The sequence below is a fragment of the Corynebacterium sp. HMSC078A10 genome (assembly GCF_001811565.1).
GTDB classification, from domain to species: domain Bacteria; phylum Actinomycetota; class Actinomycetes; order Mycobacteriales; family Mycobacteriaceae; genus Corynebacterium; species Corynebacterium hesseae.
Genome location: NZ_KV805226.1, coordinates 89,637 through 108,054, shown reverse-complemented (window position 1 = coordinate 108,054; position 18,418 = coordinate 89,637). Strand labels below are relative to the sequence as shown.

Here is an 18,418-nt window from a genome sequence, read left to right as displayed (position 1 = left end):
TTCCAGGGAAATGTCCCGGCAGAAAGTGAACCACATTGTTAACCCCACAGCAGTGGAAAATCAGCACAAAACGAAAGGAGCCCCGGATGTGCCCCGGAGCCTTAACCGGGCGTTCCGCAGTCGCGCTCCCGCACTAACGGCGCAGATTCGAGTTTTCTGACATAGTGGGGCGCCTAAGCAAAACCGTGATGTGAAGGAGATTAAGAATGACTAGCGTATTGTTCGTCGTCAGTGCGGCAGATGGCTGGACCCAGAAGGACGGTTCTGTTCACCCGACTGGGTACTGGGCCGAAGAACTTGCCGTTCCACACCGCCTGTTTAGCAATGCCGGCTGGGAAATCACCATCGCTACCCCCAACGCGGTAGCGCCGACGCTGGATGAGATGAGCATTGGTGAAGGAGCTGGTGACCCCGAGGAGCTTCAGGATATTCGTTCCTACCTTGAGTCCATCAACAACGAACTCGATAACCCGAAGCCGCTCGCTGACGTTAACGAGGAAGACTATGACCTCGTCTTTTACCCGGGTGGACATGGTCCCATGGAGGACTTGGCTGTCGACGCCGTTTCTGGTGCACTGTTGAAGCAACGCCTTGCTTCCGGCACGCCCCTAGCACTGCTGTGCCATGCGCCCGCTGCGCTCTTGGCAGCGAAGAACGACGATGGCACCAACGCCTTTGCCGGCAAGAACGTGACTGGCTTCTCCAACACCGAGGAAGAATCCACTGGGCTTGCGGAGAATGCGAAGTGGCTCCTGGAGAGTGAGCTTGTGAACGCGGGCGTCAAGTATGACAAGGCAACGGAAGACTGGAGCTCCCACGTCGTTGTGGACGGCAACCTCTACACTGGCCAGAACCCGCAGTCTTCGGCTGATCTGGCTAAGCGCATCCTGGAGGACTTGGGCAAGTAAGTACTGGAGGATCGCACGGTGGGCCCGCCAGCGGGGGATATAATGGTGCCCATGATTCAAGCGATTCTCTCCGCTATCTTGCTTTTCATTTCCTCTCTGTTTTCTGTTGCTGGCTCCTCGGAACTGCCGGGGAGCTCGGGTATAGCGGAAGCTGGATCCTCGCAGCGCAACATCGTTACTAGCGTGCCCTCGGGCTTAGTTACCGTTAATGCACAGCAGATGGAGTTCGTGGAGAATTCTGAGTGGAAGTCCGCGGAACAGCCGGAATCTTTTTATGTGAACTTCAGGGATCAGGTCATGGAGTTCTCCTGCGATATCGCCGGTTTCCACTTTGAAAGCAATGAGGCTGGTCAGATAGATATCACGTGGGATTTGATATCGGATCACGTCTGCTTTGGCCCACAATCGGACGGGGCCATCATGAAACTTCTTGCGAGCCCAGTAATGGTGAAGGTGGATCCTGCTGCCTCCGTAACGCCGCAGCGCATCTACCTTGTGAACGGGGACCAAGCCATCACGCTCATTCGCTGAGACGCATATCACGCAGCGCTGGATGAAATGCAGAGCTGAAAACACACACAAATAAGAAGACCGGCCAGAGCCACTGGTCGGTCTTTAAACGTTTTCAACTGCAAGGAGATGAATAGGTGTCAGCGCGCGCCCGAATAGTGGGCCTCGATATTGCTCGTTCCTTGGCCATCATCGGGATGATTATTCTGCACATGGCCAATCTGGTGTGGAGCGCCAAAGTGGTGCTCTCCGGGCTGCCGGCGGCGGGCTTTGCCATCATTGCAGGTACCACGATGATGATTCTTGCCCGCGACTACTCGCTGCGGGTCTTCCTCAAGCTGGTCGCCCGCGGCCTTCTGGTCATGCTCATCGGCGTGGCACTGCTGCCTGTTGGCGGCGAGATTCAGGTCGTGCTCGTGGTGATGGGCGCGGCCATGGCTCTCACCGCTTGGGTGCCGCCGCTGGCCACCGGCTGGAAGGTCCTGCTCTTCGCGCTGGCTACTGCGGGTGCCACGGTGCTCTACGCGCCCTACACCCTCCCGCAGGTCTACCCCCTCGTGGCGTTCCTGGCGTACATGGTGGCGGGCATGCTGCTTTACGACGTCTACCTCACCCGCCCCACCCGCACCCAGATCGTCACGACCGCGGTGGCCGTCGTCGTTACTGGCATCGGCCTGTGGCAGCGCTTCAACCCGGATATCGCCGGCTGGCTGCGCTTTACCGGGCATACGGGCGTGCTTGGTGAAATCCTTCTCTCCGTGGCGGTCACCGCGATGGTGCTGCACCTGTGCTTAATCATTGGCCGTCAGCTACCGCGCTTGGCTTTCCCCTTCGCGGCATTGGGCTCGATGTCGTTAACCATCTATATCCTGCACATTCTCACCGCACGCTACTGGCAAGCACACGTTTCGCTGCATAACACCATGGCGGCACTGGGCTTTGTGCTCGCGTTCCTGGTGCTGAGCGCGCTGTGGAAGAAGTTCTGTGGAAAGGGCCCGGCCGAGAGGGTCGTGGCTTGGGCAATCAAGGAGGTGGCCGCGTAATGGTGGCACGAAAGATAACTGCTGTTGTGGCCAGCTCTCTGGTCGTGGGGCTAGGCGCTGCGCCTGCCATGGCCTTGGAATTCGCCCAGCCCGCACCTCACTCGGAGGAAAGCGCTGCCGTGGCTGCGCTGCGTATGGGCAAGATCGGAAACTTCGGCGATTGCACCGGCACGCTAGTGGCTGAGCAGTGGGTGCTGACTGCCCGCCACTGCTTGGAGTCCGTCAACAACGAAGGCTCGCAGGCCCGCTTTGGTCAGGGTAAGGACACCCGTGTCTATGACGTGGACTCCTGGGCTGTTTCGCCGACTATCGACGCCGGCCTCATGCACCTGACCGAGCCCGTCAAGGGCGTTAAGCCCGCCAAGCTCGCGGACGCTGTCCCCACCGCCGGCGAGAAAGGCCACTTCTACGGCTGGAGCAGCAGCTCCCGCATGGCCCGCAAAGGTCAGCTGCCGATGGCAGAGATGGAAGTAGGCGAACTGCTATCCGGCGGCACCCCACCGGCGAGCCCCGACGAGTCCGGCCAGAAGATGACGCCGGTGGCTCCGGGTGATTCCGGGGCCATGGCTCCTGGCGAGATGGCTGTGCCTGCCCCCGGTGGGATGGTCGCTCCCGCCCCTGGTTCGTCCGACGCGCCCCAGGTGATGGAGGGCGGCGACATGCCAGAGATCACCTCTGGCCCAGGTGGCGCGGAAAGCATCCCAGCTGGTGAGCTTGGGGGAGTAGGGCCGATGATTGCGGCGGCCATCATGGACGTGAAGTCCCTTAACGGCGAAGGCATGCAGGGCGGCGATTCCGGCGGGCCGTTCTTCGTAGGCGGTCGCCTCGTCGGCGTGGCCACGGCGGGAACGTCGAACGCGGATCCGGATCTGCCTTCCCCAACAGCGGCGATTACGTCCGTGGTCGAAGTCCGCGATTGGATCGAGGACGTCACCAGCGGCCGCGACACTGATGGTGTGTTGAATGCCGACAACTCCCCGAAACCTCCGAAAACCATGCAGGTCAGCGAGCCCTATGCCATGCGCGCCGGCATCTTTGGGGTGGCAGGACTGGTGGTTGTCGCCATCGCCTCACGCGTTCTTCGCCGCAAGGGCACACGCTAAAATAACTGCTGGACTTTGCGCCTGATATGCCCAGAGCCATGGTGCGGCTAGGCTGAATCTCCATGAAGGAGAAACTCGTTCCGTGTCTGATCGCTGGTGTCATTCTCGGGGTGGTGTTGTGGCTGGCCTCCGGTATGCTCTGGCTCTTGCCGGTGGGCCTCGCGGTGGGCCTGGCGGGCTACCCGCTGCTTGGCATCACGCGCGATGAGTCCCAAGCCCGCAAGCGCCGCGACGACACCTTCCGCGACTAAGCGTCCCGCACCGCCCGACGCCGCCGCGCACGCTGCTTCACAGCCGGTCACCAGATGGCACCCCACAAAAGGCTTCACTCAGAAGTCTCCAGTCAAAAGGTTCCTCTGGGGGCAGGTAAACCATCTTTAGCCAGGTAGAAGGTTCGTTTGGGGGCAAACAAACCTTTCGACTGGAACCGGGTGAGGGGAACCCGTTGGGAAACTACCGATTAAGGGCAGAAGGTCAGGGCTGGAAGCTCGCCAACGGGTTAGAAAATCTCGATGCGCCCGCCCAAAGACTCCGTCTGGCGCAGCTGCGCCACCCAGTTCGGCGCACCCGGGTGCATGCGCAAGACCGGGCGGGAAGAGATCTTCACCGGGGAGACCGATTCCTTCCGAGCACCGGAGCGGGCTTCGATGCGGGTGCGGGCGCGGAAGCCAGCGTCGGCAAGCGCGGCGATGGAAGGCTGATCCGAGGCCAGCGATTCGCGCGCATCCTGCAGCAACTCAAGGGCCTCGTCGAGAGCCTGGACCAGTGCGGGTGCATTGGTCTCGCACATCTGGCGAACCAGGTCCGGGCGCGTGCCTGCCACGCGGGTTCCGTCCTTGAAGGAGCCGGCCGCCAGGGACTGTGCCAGGATGCCGCCATTATCGCCGACGACCGCGAGGGTCTCCGCCAGCACGTGCGGCAGGTGCGAAATGCGGGCGACCGCGGCATCGTGGTTAGCCACGCGCACCGGAACCGCCTCCGCGTGAACCATCTGGGTCATGCGGACCACGTCCGCAAAAATGTTCTCCCACTCGGCGGGGATGCGCTCGCCGCGCGCGTCGCACTCGGCGGCATAGTCATAGGTGATAACCCAGGCAGCGCGGTTGAACAGCCCGGTGTGGGAGTTCTCCCAGCCGGACTTGGAGGTGCCGGCCATGGGGTGGCCGCCCACATAGCGCGACTCCATGTTGCGCTGCACAATGAGCTGGCGCACCTCGGTCTTGACCGAGACCACGTCCGTCAAACCACAGCTCGGGGCGTGTTCCTGAATGGAGTCGAGGACCGAGGCAACCGCATCCATGGGCACCGCGACGACGATAAGTGCGTTGTCTTCCTCGGCCCGGTGCAGGATGGCCGGCAGATCATCGGTGACGTCGTAGCCCTGTTTAATGGCCGTTCGGGCACCAGAGGTGGAGTGGTTGTAGCCGTACACGGAATGGCGTGCAGCAGCTAGGTCACGCAGGAGGGAACCTCCAATGAGACCGAGGCCGATAATGCAGACGGGGCGTTGAACATCTTGAGAACTCACGGTGACAATTGTGGCACAACCCGACTAATCTGACGAGGTATGAGCCACGACGATCTGTCCTTTGCCATCACCGTCGCCAGTGCCGAAGGCGGCTGGGTGATACGCCCTTTCAAGGATGACTTCACCGACGTCAACACCTCCATCAAAGCGGTGCGCAACCTGCGTTCCGAGGGGGCGGCATTCGCGCTGCTGTGCGTGGAAGATGATTATTTCGTCGTCGTGCGCCCGGTTCCGGGGGATGTGCGCATGCTGCTTTCCGACGCCACCTATGCCTCCGAAGACGACTTCGCCGCGGATTTCCTGGACCTGCGCGATATCGATATCCCGGATTTGGACGAGGACGAGTGGGAGGACGCCGACCCCTACGGTGACGGCGATTTCGATATCTTCGCTGACCTCGGCCTCGATGAGAACCAGTTGGGCTACATCATCGATAACGATGAGGACTGGCCTTCTGACATGCTCCTGCGCATCGCCGGCGAGCTGGGCTTTGGCGATGAGCTAGAGGATTTCATCGACGGCCTCGACTCGGATGATTCTTAAACCAGCGGTGGGGCTGGTGCGCGCGGAGGCCCGCATGCGCCGCGCCTTAGAGGTCGCGCGCACGACGCCGGCGGGGGATATCCCTGTGGGTGCCGTGCTTTACGACGCCTCCGGAAAAGAACTCGCCACCGGCGTTAACCGCCGCGAGCAGCTAAATGACCCCACCGCACACGCAGAGGTGGAAGCCATCCGCCAAGCGGTGCGTGTGCATGGCGATGGTTGGCGTCTGGAGGGCTGCGAGCTGGTTGTCACCCTGGAGCCCTGCGCGATGTGCGCGGGCGCAATTCAGGCTTCCCGGGTGTCTTCGGTGGTCTTTGGTGCCTTTGAGCCGAAGACGGGGGCGTGCGGTTCGCTGGTGGAGGTATTGCGCGCCCCCGGCGCCCTCCACGTTCCCGAGGTACGCGGCGGTGTGCTGGAGGAGGAGTGCGCGGAGCTGCTCACGGGCTTCTTCGGGGGTCTTCGCGGCAGCGGCGCTTAGCCCCTGAGCGGGTTAGTGGCCCCGGAGCCGCCTTCCAGTTCGGGTGTAGGCTTGGTGGCCCACGTGAGAGAAGTAGAGAGTAAGGAGAAAATCATGGGTGATTTTGAGAACAAGAAGGACGAGTTCGTCGGCAAGGCTAAGGAAACCGCTGGCGGCCTGACCGACAACGAGAAGCTGGAGAACGAGGGCAAGGCCGACCAGGTCACCTCTGAGGCCAAGCAGAAGGCTTCCGATGCCGTTGAGGGCGTCAAGGATAAGGCCAACGAGGTCATCGGTAACCTCAAGGACTAATTCCTAGCCTCAAATAGCTGAATCGCTGTCCGCGCCGCGTGGTATGGACAGCGATTTTGTCGCTCGGGATGACTCCCGTAATCTGGAACGCGGTGGCGTGTCCGAGCGGCCGAAGGTGATCGCCTCGAAAGCGATTGTTGGGTAACCCCCAACCGCGGGTTCAAATCCCGCCGCCACCGCCACATCCGGCACTCCAGTTTTAGCTCTGGGGTGCCGGTCTTTTTGTGTTTTAGAAGCCGGCCCGCCCTCTATCAACATCTCTTTGGAAATCCAGCGCGGCTTGGCGTGCCTCGGGGTCGTGGTCTTCCGTGCGTTTGTGAATTCGTCGGCTCATCATGCCTGCAGGGATAGCAATGAGAAGGATGGCCGCGATGGCGACGATGATGAACGTAGACATGGGGGGGCTCCTAAAGCACTTCAGCGGTTAGAGCTTTGACTGGACAGGGGGGATGTACCCTGACTCTCTATAGTTAAATACTATGATGCAGAACACTATAAAATGTCGAGATTGATGAATAATCTTTCTTTTAAAACTACGTTCTCGCTTGTCTTCGCAGCCGCTGTCGTTTCCGGGTTAGGTGACGGCCTCATCCCGATTGCCTTTGCGCTTCAGGCACACCGAGTAGATCCGTCGGGGCGCGGCTTGACGGTGGTGCTTATCGCGCTGTGGGCGGGCCGCTTCGTCAGTTCTTTAGTGGTCCGAAAGCTGCCGCCACCACACCGGCCAGTGACCTGGATGCTGGGTAGTGATGTCGTTCGGATGTTGGCGCAGTGGGGACTCGTGGCGTGGGTGGTTGCTCGTGGCGATTCCATTGCTGCGTTCGCGCTCTCAAGCTGCGTGTACGGTTGTGCCTCGTCATTCTTTGGGCCAGCAAGGTTTAGCCTCTTGTCGCAGCTGTTTTCCGATGAGCAGCGCACCCGCGTCAACGGAACCCTGTCGATGCTCGGTGATGTGCTGTTTATCGCCGGCCCCCTCATCGGTACAGCGGCAGTGCTCACCTTGGGATTTAACACGGTATTGCTTATCGACGGCGCCACTTTCCTCGTAGCCATGCTCTTTGTTCTTCCGTTTCTCTCAGTACGCAGAGAACCAGCAGGAGAAAGCTCTAATAGCGCAGCGGCTGAACCAGAACTGGACAGCGCAGGTTCATCGACTTCGAACAAACCTCTTGCGTCTCCAACACTCCCGAGCTGGGTGCGGGTAGGACTCGGTACTTGGCTGGTCGCGGCAGTGGTCAACGGCTTCCTGGGAAGCGCTGGACCTACATGGATTATGAATACTTTCGACGAAAAGTCGTGGGGGTTTATGGCAACTGCGCTTGCGGTCGGTTCGCTGCTTGGCTCAGCCGCAACAATTCTGAAGGCATTAGATCGGGTGCGTTTTAGCACCTTGCAAATCCTGATGCTGATTCTTTTGGCCGGGCAGATCCTGGCTTTGGCATTCTCCTCGGTCTTCGTGCTCATCGCCGCAGTTGGTGCTGCCGCGTCCTTGTTGATGACTGCGGCAGGCATTGCGTGGGATTCTCTCGGGCAGTCTTTGGGAGATGATGATCTGGTGCATCAGTTCGCAACAAAGGATCAGCTGGTCTTTACCGCCGGTACCCCGCTTGGAATGATTCTTTTCGCGGTTCTGTCTTCTCATCCTGGTGTTGCGGCGGTTGCTTTGGCAGCTGCGTTGGTAATTGCAGCCGTTGCGTCGTCCTTGCCCGTGGCGCGTTCGCCGCGTACTGCAGATATGGCTGAGGGTGCTGTTCCTTTGTAATGAAGTAGGTACACATCGCAGGTGTGCAATTGGCTATGTGCGAGCTTAGGCCTCATTGAATTGTCTAGCCATGATTACTTGTGGATCGACGACCACCGAGCTCAGGCTCATCAAGAAGTAGAACAAATTTTGTTTGTCCACATTGGATGGGTCAATGCAGCAAGCAGCCTCTGCAAGGGCAGATACCTTGCCATAGTGGATAATCAATTCATCTGGTTCTTGGTCTATTTGTGCTTGATGGGTTCTCTCATCACTCGCCTTGAGCCATCGCTCCGCGCTCTCGAGATTTTTGGAGAACTCGGATTCTCTAAGTCGATTAATGATTTCCGGAGGAATCTCTTCGAGGAATGGAGCAGACACCGCGAGGAATGTCTTAGCCATCACTTCCAATTTCGATGAATCGCCCGTCAAACTTAGGGTTCTGGAGATGACAGGATCAAACCGAAGGTGGTGGTCCTCTAATGAGGTCAAGATATACCTACTCCCGTTGAACTGGCTCAAGTAGTTTGTCGTTTGCTCGTGCGATGTCTTCATTTAAGGAGACCGAAAGCCCTTGGTCTTGGGACTGTAGTTTGGATTGCTTGGGATTTCCTAGGAAAGACTTTGGGGGATGATGGTCTAGTGCACCAGTTCGCTGCGAAGGATCTGCTGGTCTTTACTGCCGGTACCCCGCTTGGAATGATTCTTTTCGCGGCGCTTTCATCTCATCCTGGTGCCCAGCTGGGCGTGCGATACCGTTAGGGCTTCACAGCCCAACTGGTTAAACTGGTGCACATTCGTGTCCACCACCAAAGCTTCCGCGAGCAATAATCGCGCATGTGAAGGGGAATTTCCGTGGCAAAGCTGCTTTACCACCTAGGCCGCTGGTCTTTCATCAATCGATGGAAGGTCATCATCGCCTGGATCTTCATCGTGGCGGCTGCGGGCGGAGCGACCTTGAGCTTGATGAAGCCGATGACCACGGAGTACTCCATCAGCGGCACGCCCGCTATTGATGCCACCCGCCGCGCGGTGGAGCTCTTCCCGGAGAACGGTAACCCGGCCAATGCGCCGTCGGTCAATCTCGTCTTCAAGGCCCCGGAAGGGCAGAAGCTCAGCGATCCGCAGAACAAAGATGCTGTCGAGGATGTGGTGCACCACATTGCTGAAGGCCTTGATATCCCAGAGGGCAGCCAGCAGCGCTGGGGTAACCCGCTCGACGTATCGCCAGCACTTCAGCAGCAGGTCATTGAGCAGTTCACCTCCATGGGCTTGCCGGAGGAGACCGCGCGGGCGGATGCCGATAACCTGGCCATGGTCAATGCTGATGAGACCATCGCCTACACCACCTTCGACTTCAAGGCGGAAAGCCCCTATTCGGTGGACCCCGCGGATAAAGACGTGGTCCATGAGGCCATGGATATCGGCCGTGCGGCTGGCTTGGAAGTAGAGGCCGGCGGCGCGGGCTTCGGTGATGAAATCCAGGTCAATTCGATTTCTGAGGTCATTGGCCTGGCCGTGGCGTTTATCGTTCTCATTATTACTTTTGGTTCGCTGGCCTCCGCGGGCATGCCGCTAATCTCCGCGGTCGTGGGCGTGGGCCTGGGCGCGATGGGCGTCATGATCGCTACCCACTGGATTGAGCTCAACAACCTCACCCCGGTGCTGGCCGTCATGATTGGCCTGGCCGTGGGCATCGACTATGCGCTGTTCATCATGTCGCGCTACCGGCAGGAGCGCTCCCGCATGGATGGGCCGGACGCCGCCGGCATGGCCGTTGGCACAGCGGGTTCCTCGGTTGTCTTTGCCGGCGCGACGGTCTTCATCGCGCTCTTCGCTCTGCTCGTAGCGCGCATTAGCTTCCTCACTGCCATGGGCCTGGCCGCTGCGGGTACGGTCTTCATGGCAGTGCTCGTGGCGCTGACCTTGGTGCCTGCGATGTTGGGCTTGCTCGGTGATAAGGCCTTCGCCGGGCGCATCCCCGGCGTGGCTGGCAACCCCACGAAGCGCCGCCCGCGCCGCACGAAAGCAACGATGGGCAACCGTTGGGTGCGCACGGTGCAGCGCGCCCCTGGCATCGTCATGGCCTTGGTGGTGCTCGGCCTCGGAGCGTTGACCGCCCCGGTCCTGCACATGGAGCTGGCCCTGCCGGCGGATACCACCTCCAACCCGGATACCACCCAGCGCAAGGCAGCGGACCTGCTCTCCGAAGGCTTTGGTCCCGGCATCAACGGCCCCTTCCTGGTGATCGTGGATGGCGCCAATGCCAACCCGGAATCCGCGGCGCTACAGCCCTATATCCAGGGCCAAGAAGGCGAGGAAGATGAGCAGAAGAAGGCCGCACTTTCCTCCTTCATCTATTCCGTGCAGCGCCTCAACCAGGTGGGTGGGGTCAAGCACGCCCAACTGGTGGGCGTGAGCAAAGACATGAAGTCCGCGCAGATCATGGTCAGCCCCACCACAGCGCCAACGGATGAGGCCACGATTGGCACCGCCTCCGCCTTGCGCACGGCTAGCTCGGAGCTGGAGGATGCCACCGGCGCCGAGATCGGCATGACGGGCCTGACCGCAGTGCAGCTCGATATCACCGAACGCCTTGAAGGGGCCATGGGGCCATACCTCGCCATCGTGGTGGGCCTGGCTATCTTCCTGCTGCTGGCGGTATTCCGCTCCATCTTGGTGCCGTTGGTGGCGGGCCTGGGCTTCCTGCTTTCCGTCGGCGGCGCCTTCGGCCTGACCGTGCTTGTGTGGCAGGACGGCCTCACCGGCCTGGTGCCAGCACCCGGCCCGCTGATTTCCTTCATGCCCATCTTCCTTATCGGCGTGACCTTCGGCCTGGCCATGGATTATCAGGTCTTCCTGGTCACCCGCATGCGCGAGCACTTCTCCCGCTTCCCGCAGGGCAGCGGCGGGCAGTACAGCAAGTACAACGCCAACGACGAGGCCACCATCGCCGGCTTTACTGCCGGTGCCCGCGTGGTCACCGCTGCGGCCATCATCATGATTTCCGTCTTCGTGGCGTTTATCAGCCAGCCCCTGCCCTTCATCCAGATCTTCGGCTTCGCGCTGGCAGCGGGCGTGCTTTTCGACGCCTTCTTAGTCCGCATGTCGCTTGTCCCCGCCACGATGTTCCTCATGGGGCATACCACCTGGTGGATGCCGAAGTGGCTGGACAAGCTGATCCCGCAGCTGGACATCGAGGGCACCGCACTCGAGGAAGAATGGGAGCGCAAACACGCGGCAGCATCCCGTGAAGCAGAGGATAAGGCAGCGCAGCCCGTAGAATAGTTCCCTATGACTCACCCTAAGCCGCAGCTTGAGACCGATCTTTCCTTCGACGTGAAGAAGGAGCTGGACTTGAGCGGTCCAGCACAACCGGGAAAGCACGGCCGCACCGGCGTTATCCATACCCCGCACGGTGATATCCAAACCCCGGCCTTCATCCCGGTGGCCACCAAGGCCACGGTGAAGACGCTGACCCCGGAACAGATCCGGGCCACCGGCGCCCAAGCCATCCTGTCCAACGCCTATCACCTTTACCTGCAGCCGGGCCACGACATCGTGGACGAGGCCGGCGGCGTGGCTACCTTCGAGAACTGGCACGGGCCGACGTACACCGACTCGGGCGGATTCCAGGTCATGTCCCTGGGCGTGGGGTTCAAGAAGGTCTTGGCCATGGACGTGGCGGAGCTGACGGATTCTGATATCCGTGCGGCGAAGAAGGAACGCATGGCACAAGTGGATGAGGACGGTGTGGACTTTAAGTCCGTCATCGACGGCTCCTCCCACCGCTTTACCCCGGAGGTCTCCATGCAGATCCAGCATGGCCTAGGCGCGGACATCATGTTTGCCTTCGATGAGCTCACCACCCTGGTGGATACTCGCACCTACCAGGAGGAATCCGTGGAGCGCACGCGCCGCTGGGCGCAGCGCTGCCTGGATGAGCACGACCGCTTGACGCTTGCTCGCGGTCCGCAGAAGCCGCGCCAGTCCCTGTGGGGCGTGGTGCAGGGCGCGCAATACGAGGACCTGCGGCGCCAGGCCGCGCGCGGGCTGGTGGAGCTTTCCGATCGCGCCGAGGCGAATGGCCGTCGCGGCTTCGGAGGCTTCGGCATCGGTGGCGCGTTGGAGAAGGAGAATCTGGGAACGATTGTGGGCTGGGTGTGCGATGAGCTGCCCGTCGATAAGCCCCGGCACCTGCTGGGCATTTCCGAGCCGGATGACTTGTTCACCGCGGTGGAGGCGGGTGCGGATACCTTCGACTGCGTGGCGCCGACCCGCCTGGCGCGCCGCGGTGGCGTCTACACCCTCGATGGACGCCTCAACCTCACTAATGCGCGTTTCAAGCGCGACTTTGCTGGCGTGGACGAGGAATTCGGCGGTTACGTCTCGGAGAACTACTCCCGCGCCTACATCCACCACCTGCTCAAGGCCAAGGAATTCCTGGCGGGCACGCTGTGCACCATCCACAACCTGGAGTTCATGGTCCGCTTGGTGGATAACATCCGGGCGTCGATCGACGGCGGCTATTACGAGGCCTACCGCGATGAATTCCTGGGGCGCTATTACGCCAAGTGACCGGTGACGATGACGTTGTACTCCAAGTCTGTTGCGCCGTCTACCGCACAGGCGATGAGTACGATGCGCCCGGGAACCTCGGTATTCATCAGGTCCGCGTCGCTTCCTAATTGCTCCTTATCAACTAGGAAGGCGTTGTCCACGATCCACTCGCGCCCGGCACCACCATCAGACGTCATGCGGATGTGGGAGCCGTTGAGGATGGGCGTCGCAAAGCGCTGCACCTGCGCCCCGTCGAGACCCTCCACGGTGGTGGGGTTGCTCAGATCGACGTTGGCGGTGACCACCTCGGAGAAGGGGTTGAATACCAGCTTCTGCTGGCCCCAGGCATGGCCCAAGACGTAGGTGGTGCCCTGTTCTGCCGTGGCGGGTGACTCACCCCAGTCTTGCACCCAGCGCACCATGGTCTCCTGTGGCCCAGCGGGGTTGAGGGGCAGAACGAAGGGCATTGAATCGTAGGTAGCGCCCGTGATGGTGGCCGGGCCTTCCATCTCAAACGTGCCGGTCAGTGCGGGTGCTGGGCCCTCATTGAGTGGTGGCGGGGTAGGGGTGGTGCTGGGTGCTGCGCTTGGCGACGCCTCACTGCTCACCGTCGTCGTTTCCGGTGCCGCGTGGCTCGTCGTTTCGGGCGACGACTCTTCTTCCGTACCCGAACACGCCACAAGACTTAGGGTCGTGGCTAGGCCAAGGACGGGGAGGAGGGGAGTTCGTAGATGCTTATGCATCGTCGATGTCCTTTAATACCTCATCAAGATTAAACCGCTCGCCAGAATCCTCTGCCATTGCTGTGCGCAGTTCCTGAAGGTCGTAGTAGTCTTCGACCCGTTCCAAAAGTGCTGCACGGGCTGAAGCAGATTTCGGACGGCCTTCACATGCAGCCATTTATTCTCCTTTGCTCTTGTGAATGCATCGTATTACGCAAGTTGGGTGAAGGGAAGAGAGAAATAGACCCCCTCAGCACAGTGCGTGCCAAGGGGGGATTCGGGACGGGTCGCTGCTACTGAGGCTGTGTTGCCGTAGAGGTTTCGGCCTCGTCGATAGGTGCGTAATCCTCGCGGCGCTTAACCCAGGAGATAACCAGCGTGGTCAGCGGAAGCATGATGACCTCGCAGGCGGTCTTCCAGAGGAAGCCCACGATGACGTAGTTCAGGAAGCCACTGAAGGAATCGATGCCGATGACGGGTGCTGCGATGGCGCAGAACAGCAGAGTATCGCCGAATTCGCCGACGACGGTGGAAGCAACAAGGCGGCCAATGAGGCCCTTTTCGCCGGTGCGGGCCTTCATCTTCACCAAGGTGAAGGAATTGAGCAGCTGGCCCACGAGGTATCCGGCTAGGGAGGCAGCGAGAATCTGCGGCACGAGGCCGAGGGTTGCTTCGAAAGCTTCCTGGCCTTCGTAGAAATCAGCCGCGGGCAGCCAGATTGCAATGTAGAAGGAAACCGCGGCCAAAAGAGCCATGGCAAAACCGATATAAACGGCGCGGCGGGTGGACTTGAAGCCGTAGCACTCGGAGAGGACATCGCCCACGATGTAGGCGAGAGGGAAGAGGAAGAAGGCGCCATCGGTGATGAGTGGGCCGAGTTGGACGCCCTTCGTGGCGTTGATGTTCGAGATGAGGAAGGTAACGACGAACACCGAGACCAGCCACGGGTACAAAGTGGAATGTACCGGGATGAATCGGATGCTCTCGCCACCGTTTGTGGTGGTTGCGGTTGCCGATTGAGTTGTCATGGCACAGCATTTTTCCACGAAACTAGGGGAACTAGAAATAGGGAGTTTCATTCGGTTCACGCGGGGAGCACTCCCTTGCCCGGCGGTTCCTTGGGAAAAGGCAGCGGAACGGGTTGTTTCTTTGCCGTGGTTCCAGCGCTTCGCCCATCAAAATCTGCAAACTGGGCAGAAAAAATGCACGTAGTATGGCATTCTTTTGCTTGCAGTGTTTTCGTGTTCCCTGAACGTTTCCTGTCTATTGTGCCGCGGTGCGTGCTCGAAGAGATTCGGGGCGTTCGAAGTCCGAGGTTCGTGACGGGCATGTCGTGTCAGGGGGTGCGGCTACCTTGGTTTCTAGTCCTTAGAGCTTTCCGGCTGATCTGCTACCTTCTGCGTCTCTAGATGGGGGAGGCACCAGGTTTGCCGGTGGCCCAACTTCGTACAAGGGAAGGTCATCGATATGACGTTTGGTTCCCCAGGCTCCTCACCACAGTTTGGCGGGCGCCCGCCCCAAGGTGCTAGCCAGCCAGGTGCAGGATCCGCGCCTAGTTCTGGCTCCGGGTTTGGATCGCCCACTGGGGCTGGGGGCTTCGGCGGTTTTGGCGCCCCGAATCCTTCCCAGAATCCTGCGCAGAAGCCCTCTCCGGGTTTTAACTCCGGTTCGAGCGCGGGCGGCTCCTTTGGCGCGCCGGGCTCGCCGGATGGTTTCGGTGATTCCTCGCCCGCGCCGGATTACCGCCGTCAGGTGGCAACACCGACGAGCCCAACGAAGGGGCCGTGGCCGATGCTCATTGCCGCTGGCGTATCCGCGGTCATCGCGCTGATCCTGTTGATTCTTGCGCCGCTGCTTGCCGCTCCGACGGAGGGCCTTTTCTTTGGCCTGGCAATCGGGGGATGGCTCTTGGCTGGAATCGTGTCCTTCATCCTCTTGGGCCTGTACACGCTGAAGAACACGCAGCGCCAGGCTGAGACCTTTTATATTGAGGATACGACGCAAACCTTGCTCTACCGCGTCATTATGGGTGGAAGCTTTGTTCTTGTCATTGTCGCTGCGGTGGAAATCGCCTTCTACGTAGGAAAGGCGGTTGGCGCCTAATGAAGAAACTCACTCGTGCACTTGCCCTATCCGCGGCGGTGACAATCGCTGGATTCGGTGGCAGCTTAGGCGCGGTAGCGCAGGATGCTCCGCCGCCTCCGGAAGCTCCTGAGGCCCCAGAAGCCCCAGAAGCTCAGCCGGAAGAGCACCCTGAGGGAATCGGTTCCGAATCCTCGCTCTCTGAGGTTTCTCAGAAGAACCTGTCCGATTTCGGCTCCTGTATTGCCAGCGAGAAGTCTGCGGACCTGCTTTTTGTTCTTGACCAATCAGCGTCGTTGGTGGGCTATGAAGGCTCTCAGCCGACGGACGCCGATGCCTTCCGCGTCGATGCCACGGGGGACATCGTCAAGCAGCTGGCTAACCTCGGGGAAGATAACGGCGCAGACATCAACGTGAAACTCGCCGGCTTTGGTTCTGACTATTACAGCGATCCGGCCGAGTACGGCGGGTGGACCAATGTCTCCGGAAACGGTGATGCCCTGCAGAGCGAATTGGACAAGTTCCGCAAGGAGGACCGCGTAGCGGACCTCGAAACCAACTACGGCGCAGCTTATAAAGGCGCGTTGAAGGAACTGGCGTCTCACCAAGGAAGTAGCTGCCGCGGCATCGTGTTCTTTACCGATGGCAAGTACTACACCGACGCCGAGGCCAACGATCTCCAGGGTGCACAGGACAAGCTGTGTGAGGTCAATTCCTCTGTCACCGCCTTCCGTACCTCCAATATCCGCCTCTTTAACGTGGGACTCGTTCCGGCGGCGGAAGCCCAGGACCAGGTCCGCCAGCTCACCCGCATGGCGGAGGGGGAAGACTGCGGCCAGGGTGCGCCGAATGGTGCATTCTTCGACGCGGGTGAGGACCCGGCAGCACTGTTCGCGGCCTTCCGTAACCTCATCCCCACCTCGGGTGGTGTAACCAAGGACGGCAACTTCAAAGACCAGTTTGATTTCGTCCTCGATGACTCCGTATCCCCTGTGCGTTTGTCAGCAGTACCGAAGAACTCGGTGGGTGAGGACGATCTCATCCCAACTCTGACGGGCCCCGATGGCGAAACCGTGGAACTCAAGCCGGATACCACAAGCGTCGCTGGTGCGAAGGTCTCCGTGACGGAGAACAACAAGCTGCCGGGCATGGTTGATATCGCGATGGAAAAGGACGGCGATTCCTGGGCAGGCGCGTGGACTTTTGGCTACAAGGTGGCAGAGGGGACCGAAGGCGAGTACCTCGCATCCGTTGTCATGGTGCCGGGCCTTAACCTGGACCTCAAGACGGAAGATGGCGCCAAGGTAGAAGGCGGCATCAACTCTGACCAGGTTTTGAAGGGACAGTTGGTCGATGGCCACGGCGAGCCCCGTGCGCTGGAGGGCCAGGGAACCCTTCATGCGGAGTTCGTGCCGGAGGATGGTTCCCCGGTTACCCTCGTGGACAATGCCCCCATCACCGATGGGCAGCCAGTAGACATTCCGCTGGAGAAGGTGGAAAACGCAGCATCCGGTCAGCTCGTGACCCGCGTGGAAATTACCACTAAGGACACAGGTGAGCGCCCGGGTTCGAAGCTGGACCCCATCAACGCGGAAACGCCGCTGACGGTTACCCCGGTCAATATGCCGACGGTGGGCTCGGCGCAGACGATCACCATGACGGAGAAAGAAGTTACTGTCGACGTCCCGGTGACCGGCCCCGGCAAGGTGTGGGTAGCAGACCAGACCGTGGATTCCGCTGACGGGATGCTCCCCTCGGGAGTTCCTGCCGTTGCGGTGAGCTCCAAGCACAACTCGGAGGATTCCGCGCTGGAGCTTTCCAAGGACGAAAAGGCGACCATCCCGGTGACGTTGAGCGTTGAAGAAATGGCGGATGGCCCGCTGCGCGTGGATCCGGTGATCAACCTGCAGTCTGCCGAGGATAACCAGCAAATGGAGCTGCCGCTGACGCTGCAGGGTTCCATGACTGCGCCACTGAGCAAGTCCGCTTTCGGCCTCTCCTTTGTCCTCGCGGTGTTGCTTGCGCTGCTGATTCCGCTGGCCATCTTGTACCTCATGAAGTGGGTTAGCGGCCGTATTCCGGAAAAGCCCCGAATGTTTGCGAAGACCATCCCGGTACGCCGCGAGGGCGCCAGCCTCGTGCGCACCGACAATGGCCGCCCGTTCGCGGTGTCCAAGGAAGAGTTCCAGGGCGCTGTTCCGGTAGAGACCACCGGACGCTCTGCTCGCTTGGGAAGCAACGATGCCAAGGTAAAGATGGGGCTGAGCCCGTTTACCGCCGCCCACGTGGAGGTCCAGCGCGATGGCACCATTTCCGGCAAGGGCAAGAAGTCCGGCTACCGGGCAGTTCTGCCGCTTGCGGTGCAAAACACGTGGTTCTTCGTGGGCAACGAGAAGGACCGCGATTCCGCTGAGATTGTCATGACCATCGATACGCTGGCCCAGGCCAGCGCGTATGACGAGAAGTCGAAGGAGATCAGCCGCCAGGCCCTGCAACTCTTTGACCAAGTCGAATTCCCAGCCGAGAAGCCCGACAAGGCACAGACACCGCCGCAGTCCGGCCAACCGGGGCAGCCGGTCCAGCAGAACCAGCCTGGCTCCCAGCCGCCGAGCGGTCCGCCGCCGCAACGTGGACCGCAGCAGGGTGCTCCGCAACCTGGTGGATTCGGCCAGTCCCAGCCTTCCGGCCCGTCACCTCACGGCCAGCAAGGGCGTGCGAACGGGCCGGGACGCCCCGGCTTCGGCGGAACGCCAAACGTTGGCGGTGGCACTGGCTTTGGTGGGGGCTCTGGCTTTGGGCAACCAGGCCAGCAGCGCCCGGGTAATCCTGGTAACCCTGGTACCAACGGCGGCTGGCCCCCAAGCCCGGGATTCGGCTCCCAGGGCTAAGCCGGTAGAGCAGTACACAAC

19 protein-coding genes and 1 tRNA gene are annotated in these 18,418 nt (G+C 60.6%); 14 read left to right on the top strand and 6 right to left on the bottom strand.

The features are described 5' to 3' along the window. Positions 1-206: 206 nt before the first annotated feature. The 5 genes from HMPREF2808_RS10910 (at position 207) to HMPREF2808_RS10890 (ending at position 3,815) form a co-directional block, all read left to right on the top strand. Entirely contained in the window at positions 207-908 is a 702-nt protein-coding gene (locus HMPREF2808_RS10910; RefSeq protein WP_070624646.1) for a type 1 glutamine amidotransferase domain-containing protein, read from the top strand. 51 nt (positions 909-959) lie between these two features. After that, positions 960-1,439: a hypothetical protein gene (locus tag HMPREF2808_RS10905; protein ID WP_070624753.1), complete on the top strand. Its 480-nt coding sequence runs from the start codon at positions 960-962 to the stop codon at positions 1,437-1,439. A gap of 116 nt (positions 1,440-1,555) precedes the next feature. Continuing rightward, the gene (locus tag HMPREF2808_RS10900) at positions 1,556-2,461 is read left to right on the top strand and encodes an acyltransferase family protein (protein ID WP_070624645.1); all 906 of its coding nucleotides are present in this window, start codon (positions 1,556-1,558) and stop codon (positions 2,459-2,461) included. Beyond that, positions 2,461-3,564 carry a trypsin-like serine protease gene (locus HMPREF2808_RS10895; RefSeq protein WP_070624644.1) on the top strand — a complete coding sequence of 368 codons (1,104 nt, stop codon included), beginning with the start codon at positions 2,461-2,463 and terminating at the stop codon, positions 3,562-3,564. Before HMPREF2808_RS10900 ends, HMPREF2808_RS10895 begins: the two co-directional genes overlap by 1 nt. A gap of 62 nt (positions 3,565-3,626) precedes the next feature. Then, positions 3,627-3,815, top strand: a complete 189-nt coding sequence (locus tag HMPREF2808_RS10890; RefSeq protein WP_070624643.1) for a hypothetical protein — start codon at positions 3,627-3,629, stop codon at positions 3,813-3,815. A 248-nt stretch (positions 3,816-4,063) separates the two neighbouring features. Here the strand turns inward: HMPREF2808_RS10890 and HMPREF2808_RS10885 are convergent, their stop codons facing one another. Then, the gene (locus HMPREF2808_RS10885) at positions 4,064-5,092 is read right to left on the bottom strand and encodes a prephenate dehydrogenase (protein ID WP_070624642.1); all 1,029 of its coding nucleotides are present in this window, start codon (positions 5,090-5,092) and stop codon (positions 4,064-4,066) included. 39 nt (positions 5,093-5,131) lie between these two features. On the opposite strand from HMPREF2808_RS10885, the gene HMPREF2808_RS10880 reads away from it, so the two are divergent. From HMPREF2808_RS10880 to HMPREF2808_RS10865, 4 genes are all read left to right on the top strand, one after another. Further along, positions 5,132-5,635 (top strand): tRNA adenosine deaminase-associated protein, encoded by a 504-nt coding sequence (locus HMPREF2808_RS10880; protein WP_070524567.1) that lies wholly within the window; start codon positions 5,132-5,134, stop codon positions 5,633-5,635. Positions 5,636-5,669: 34 nt separating this feature from the next. Next, entirely contained in the window at positions 5,670-6,113 is a 444-nt protein-coding gene (locus HMPREF2808_RS10875) for a nucleoside deaminase (protein WP_070624751.1), read from the top strand. 93 nt (positions 6,114-6,206) lie between these two features. Next, positions 6,207-6,404, top strand: coding sequence for a CsbD family protein (locus HMPREF2808_RS10870; protein WP_070624641.1), 198 nt, complete (start codon positions 6,207-6,209; stop codon positions 6,402-6,404). Between the two features lie 91 nt (positions 6,405-6,495). Then, positions 6,496-6,586 (top strand) — tRNA-Ser (locus tag HMPREF2808_RS10865). Between the two features lie 47 nt (positions 6,587-6,633). Here HMPREF2808_RS10865 and HMPREF2808_RS13555 read toward each other — a convergent pair. Then, positions 6,634-6,801 (bottom strand): hypothetical protein, encoded by a 168-nt coding sequence (locus tag HMPREF2808_RS13555; RefSeq protein ID WP_168165080.1) that lies wholly within the window; start codon positions 6,799-6,801, stop codon positions 6,634-6,636. 114 nt (positions 6,802-6,915) lie between these two features. Between HMPREF2808_RS13555 and HMPREF2808_RS10860 the strand changes: the two genes are divergently transcribed. Next, positions 6,916-8,166 carry an MFS transporter gene (locus HMPREF2808_RS10860; protein ID WP_070624749.1) on the top strand — a complete coding sequence of 417 codons (1,251 nt, stop codon included), beginning with the start codon at positions 6,916-6,918 and terminating at the stop codon, positions 8,164-8,166. Positions 8,167-8,211: 45 nt separating this feature from the next. Here the strand turns inward: HMPREF2808_RS10860 and HMPREF2808_RS10855 are convergent, their stop codons facing one another. Beyond that, positions 8,212-8,547: a hypothetical protein gene (locus HMPREF2808_RS10855; RefSeq protein WP_070564224.1), complete on the bottom strand. Its 336-nt coding sequence runs from the start codon at positions 8,545-8,547 to the stop codon at positions 8,212-8,214. Positions 8,548-9,000: 453 nt separating this feature from the next. Here HMPREF2808_RS10855 and HMPREF2808_RS10850 point away from each other — a divergent pair, with 453 nt between their 5' ends. Together HMPREF2808_RS10850 and tgt are read left to right on the top strand one after the other, a co-directional pair. Further along, positions 9,001-11,433, top strand: coding sequence for an MMPL family transporter (locus HMPREF2808_RS10850; RefSeq protein WP_070624640.1), 2,433 nt, complete (start codon positions 9,001-9,003; stop codon positions 11,431-11,433). 6 nt (positions 11,434-11,439) lie between these two features. Further along, the gene (tgt, locus tag HMPREF2808_RS10845; RefSeq protein WP_070624639.1) at positions 11,440-12,723 is read left to right on the top strand and encodes a tRNA guanosine(34) transglycosylase Tgt; all 1,284 of its coding nucleotides are present in this window, start codon (positions 11,440-11,442) and stop codon (positions 12,721-12,723) included. On the opposite strand, the gene HMPREF2808_RS10840 is transcribed toward tgt, so the two are convergent. From HMPREF2808_RS10840 to HMPREF2808_RS10835, 3 genes are all read right to left on the bottom strand, one after another. Continuing rightward, the gene (locus HMPREF2808_RS10840; RefSeq protein WP_070624638.1) at positions 12,711-13,448 is read right to left on the bottom strand and encodes a sortase family protein; all 738 of its coding nucleotides are present in this window, start codon (positions 13,446-13,448) and stop codon (positions 12,711-12,713) included. The two genes, tgt and HMPREF2808_RS10840, sit on opposite strands and share 13 nt — an antisense overlap. Beyond that, positions 13,441-13,605, bottom strand: coding sequence for a DUF6290 family protein (locus HMPREF2808_RS13550; RefSeq protein WP_154762325.1), 165 nt, complete (start codon positions 13,603-13,605; stop codon positions 13,441-13,443). Before HMPREF2808_RS13550 ends, HMPREF2808_RS10840 begins: the two co-directional genes overlap by 8 nt. Before the next feature lie 115 nt (positions 13,606-13,720). Then, entirely contained in the window at positions 13,721-14,455 is a 735-nt protein-coding gene (locus tag HMPREF2808_RS10835; RefSeq protein WP_070624637.1) for a queuosine precursor transporter, read from the bottom strand. Positions 14,456-14,894: 439 nt separating this feature from the next. Between HMPREF2808_RS10835 and HMPREF2808_RS13840 the strand changes: the two genes are divergently transcribed. Next, a complete protein-coding gene (locus HMPREF2808_RS13840) occupies positions 14,895-15,530 on the top strand; it encodes a hypothetical protein (protein ID WP_245168445.1) in 636 nt (211 codons plus the stop codon). After that, positions 15,530-18,397: a VWA domain-containing protein gene (locus HMPREF2808_RS10825; RefSeq protein ID WP_070624636.1), complete on the top strand. Its 2,868-nt coding sequence runs from the start codon at positions 15,530-15,532 to the stop codon at positions 18,395-18,397. Before HMPREF2808_RS13840 ends, HMPREF2808_RS10825 begins: the two co-directional genes overlap by 1 nt. The last annotated feature ends 21 nt before the right edge of the window (positions 18,398-18,418 follow it).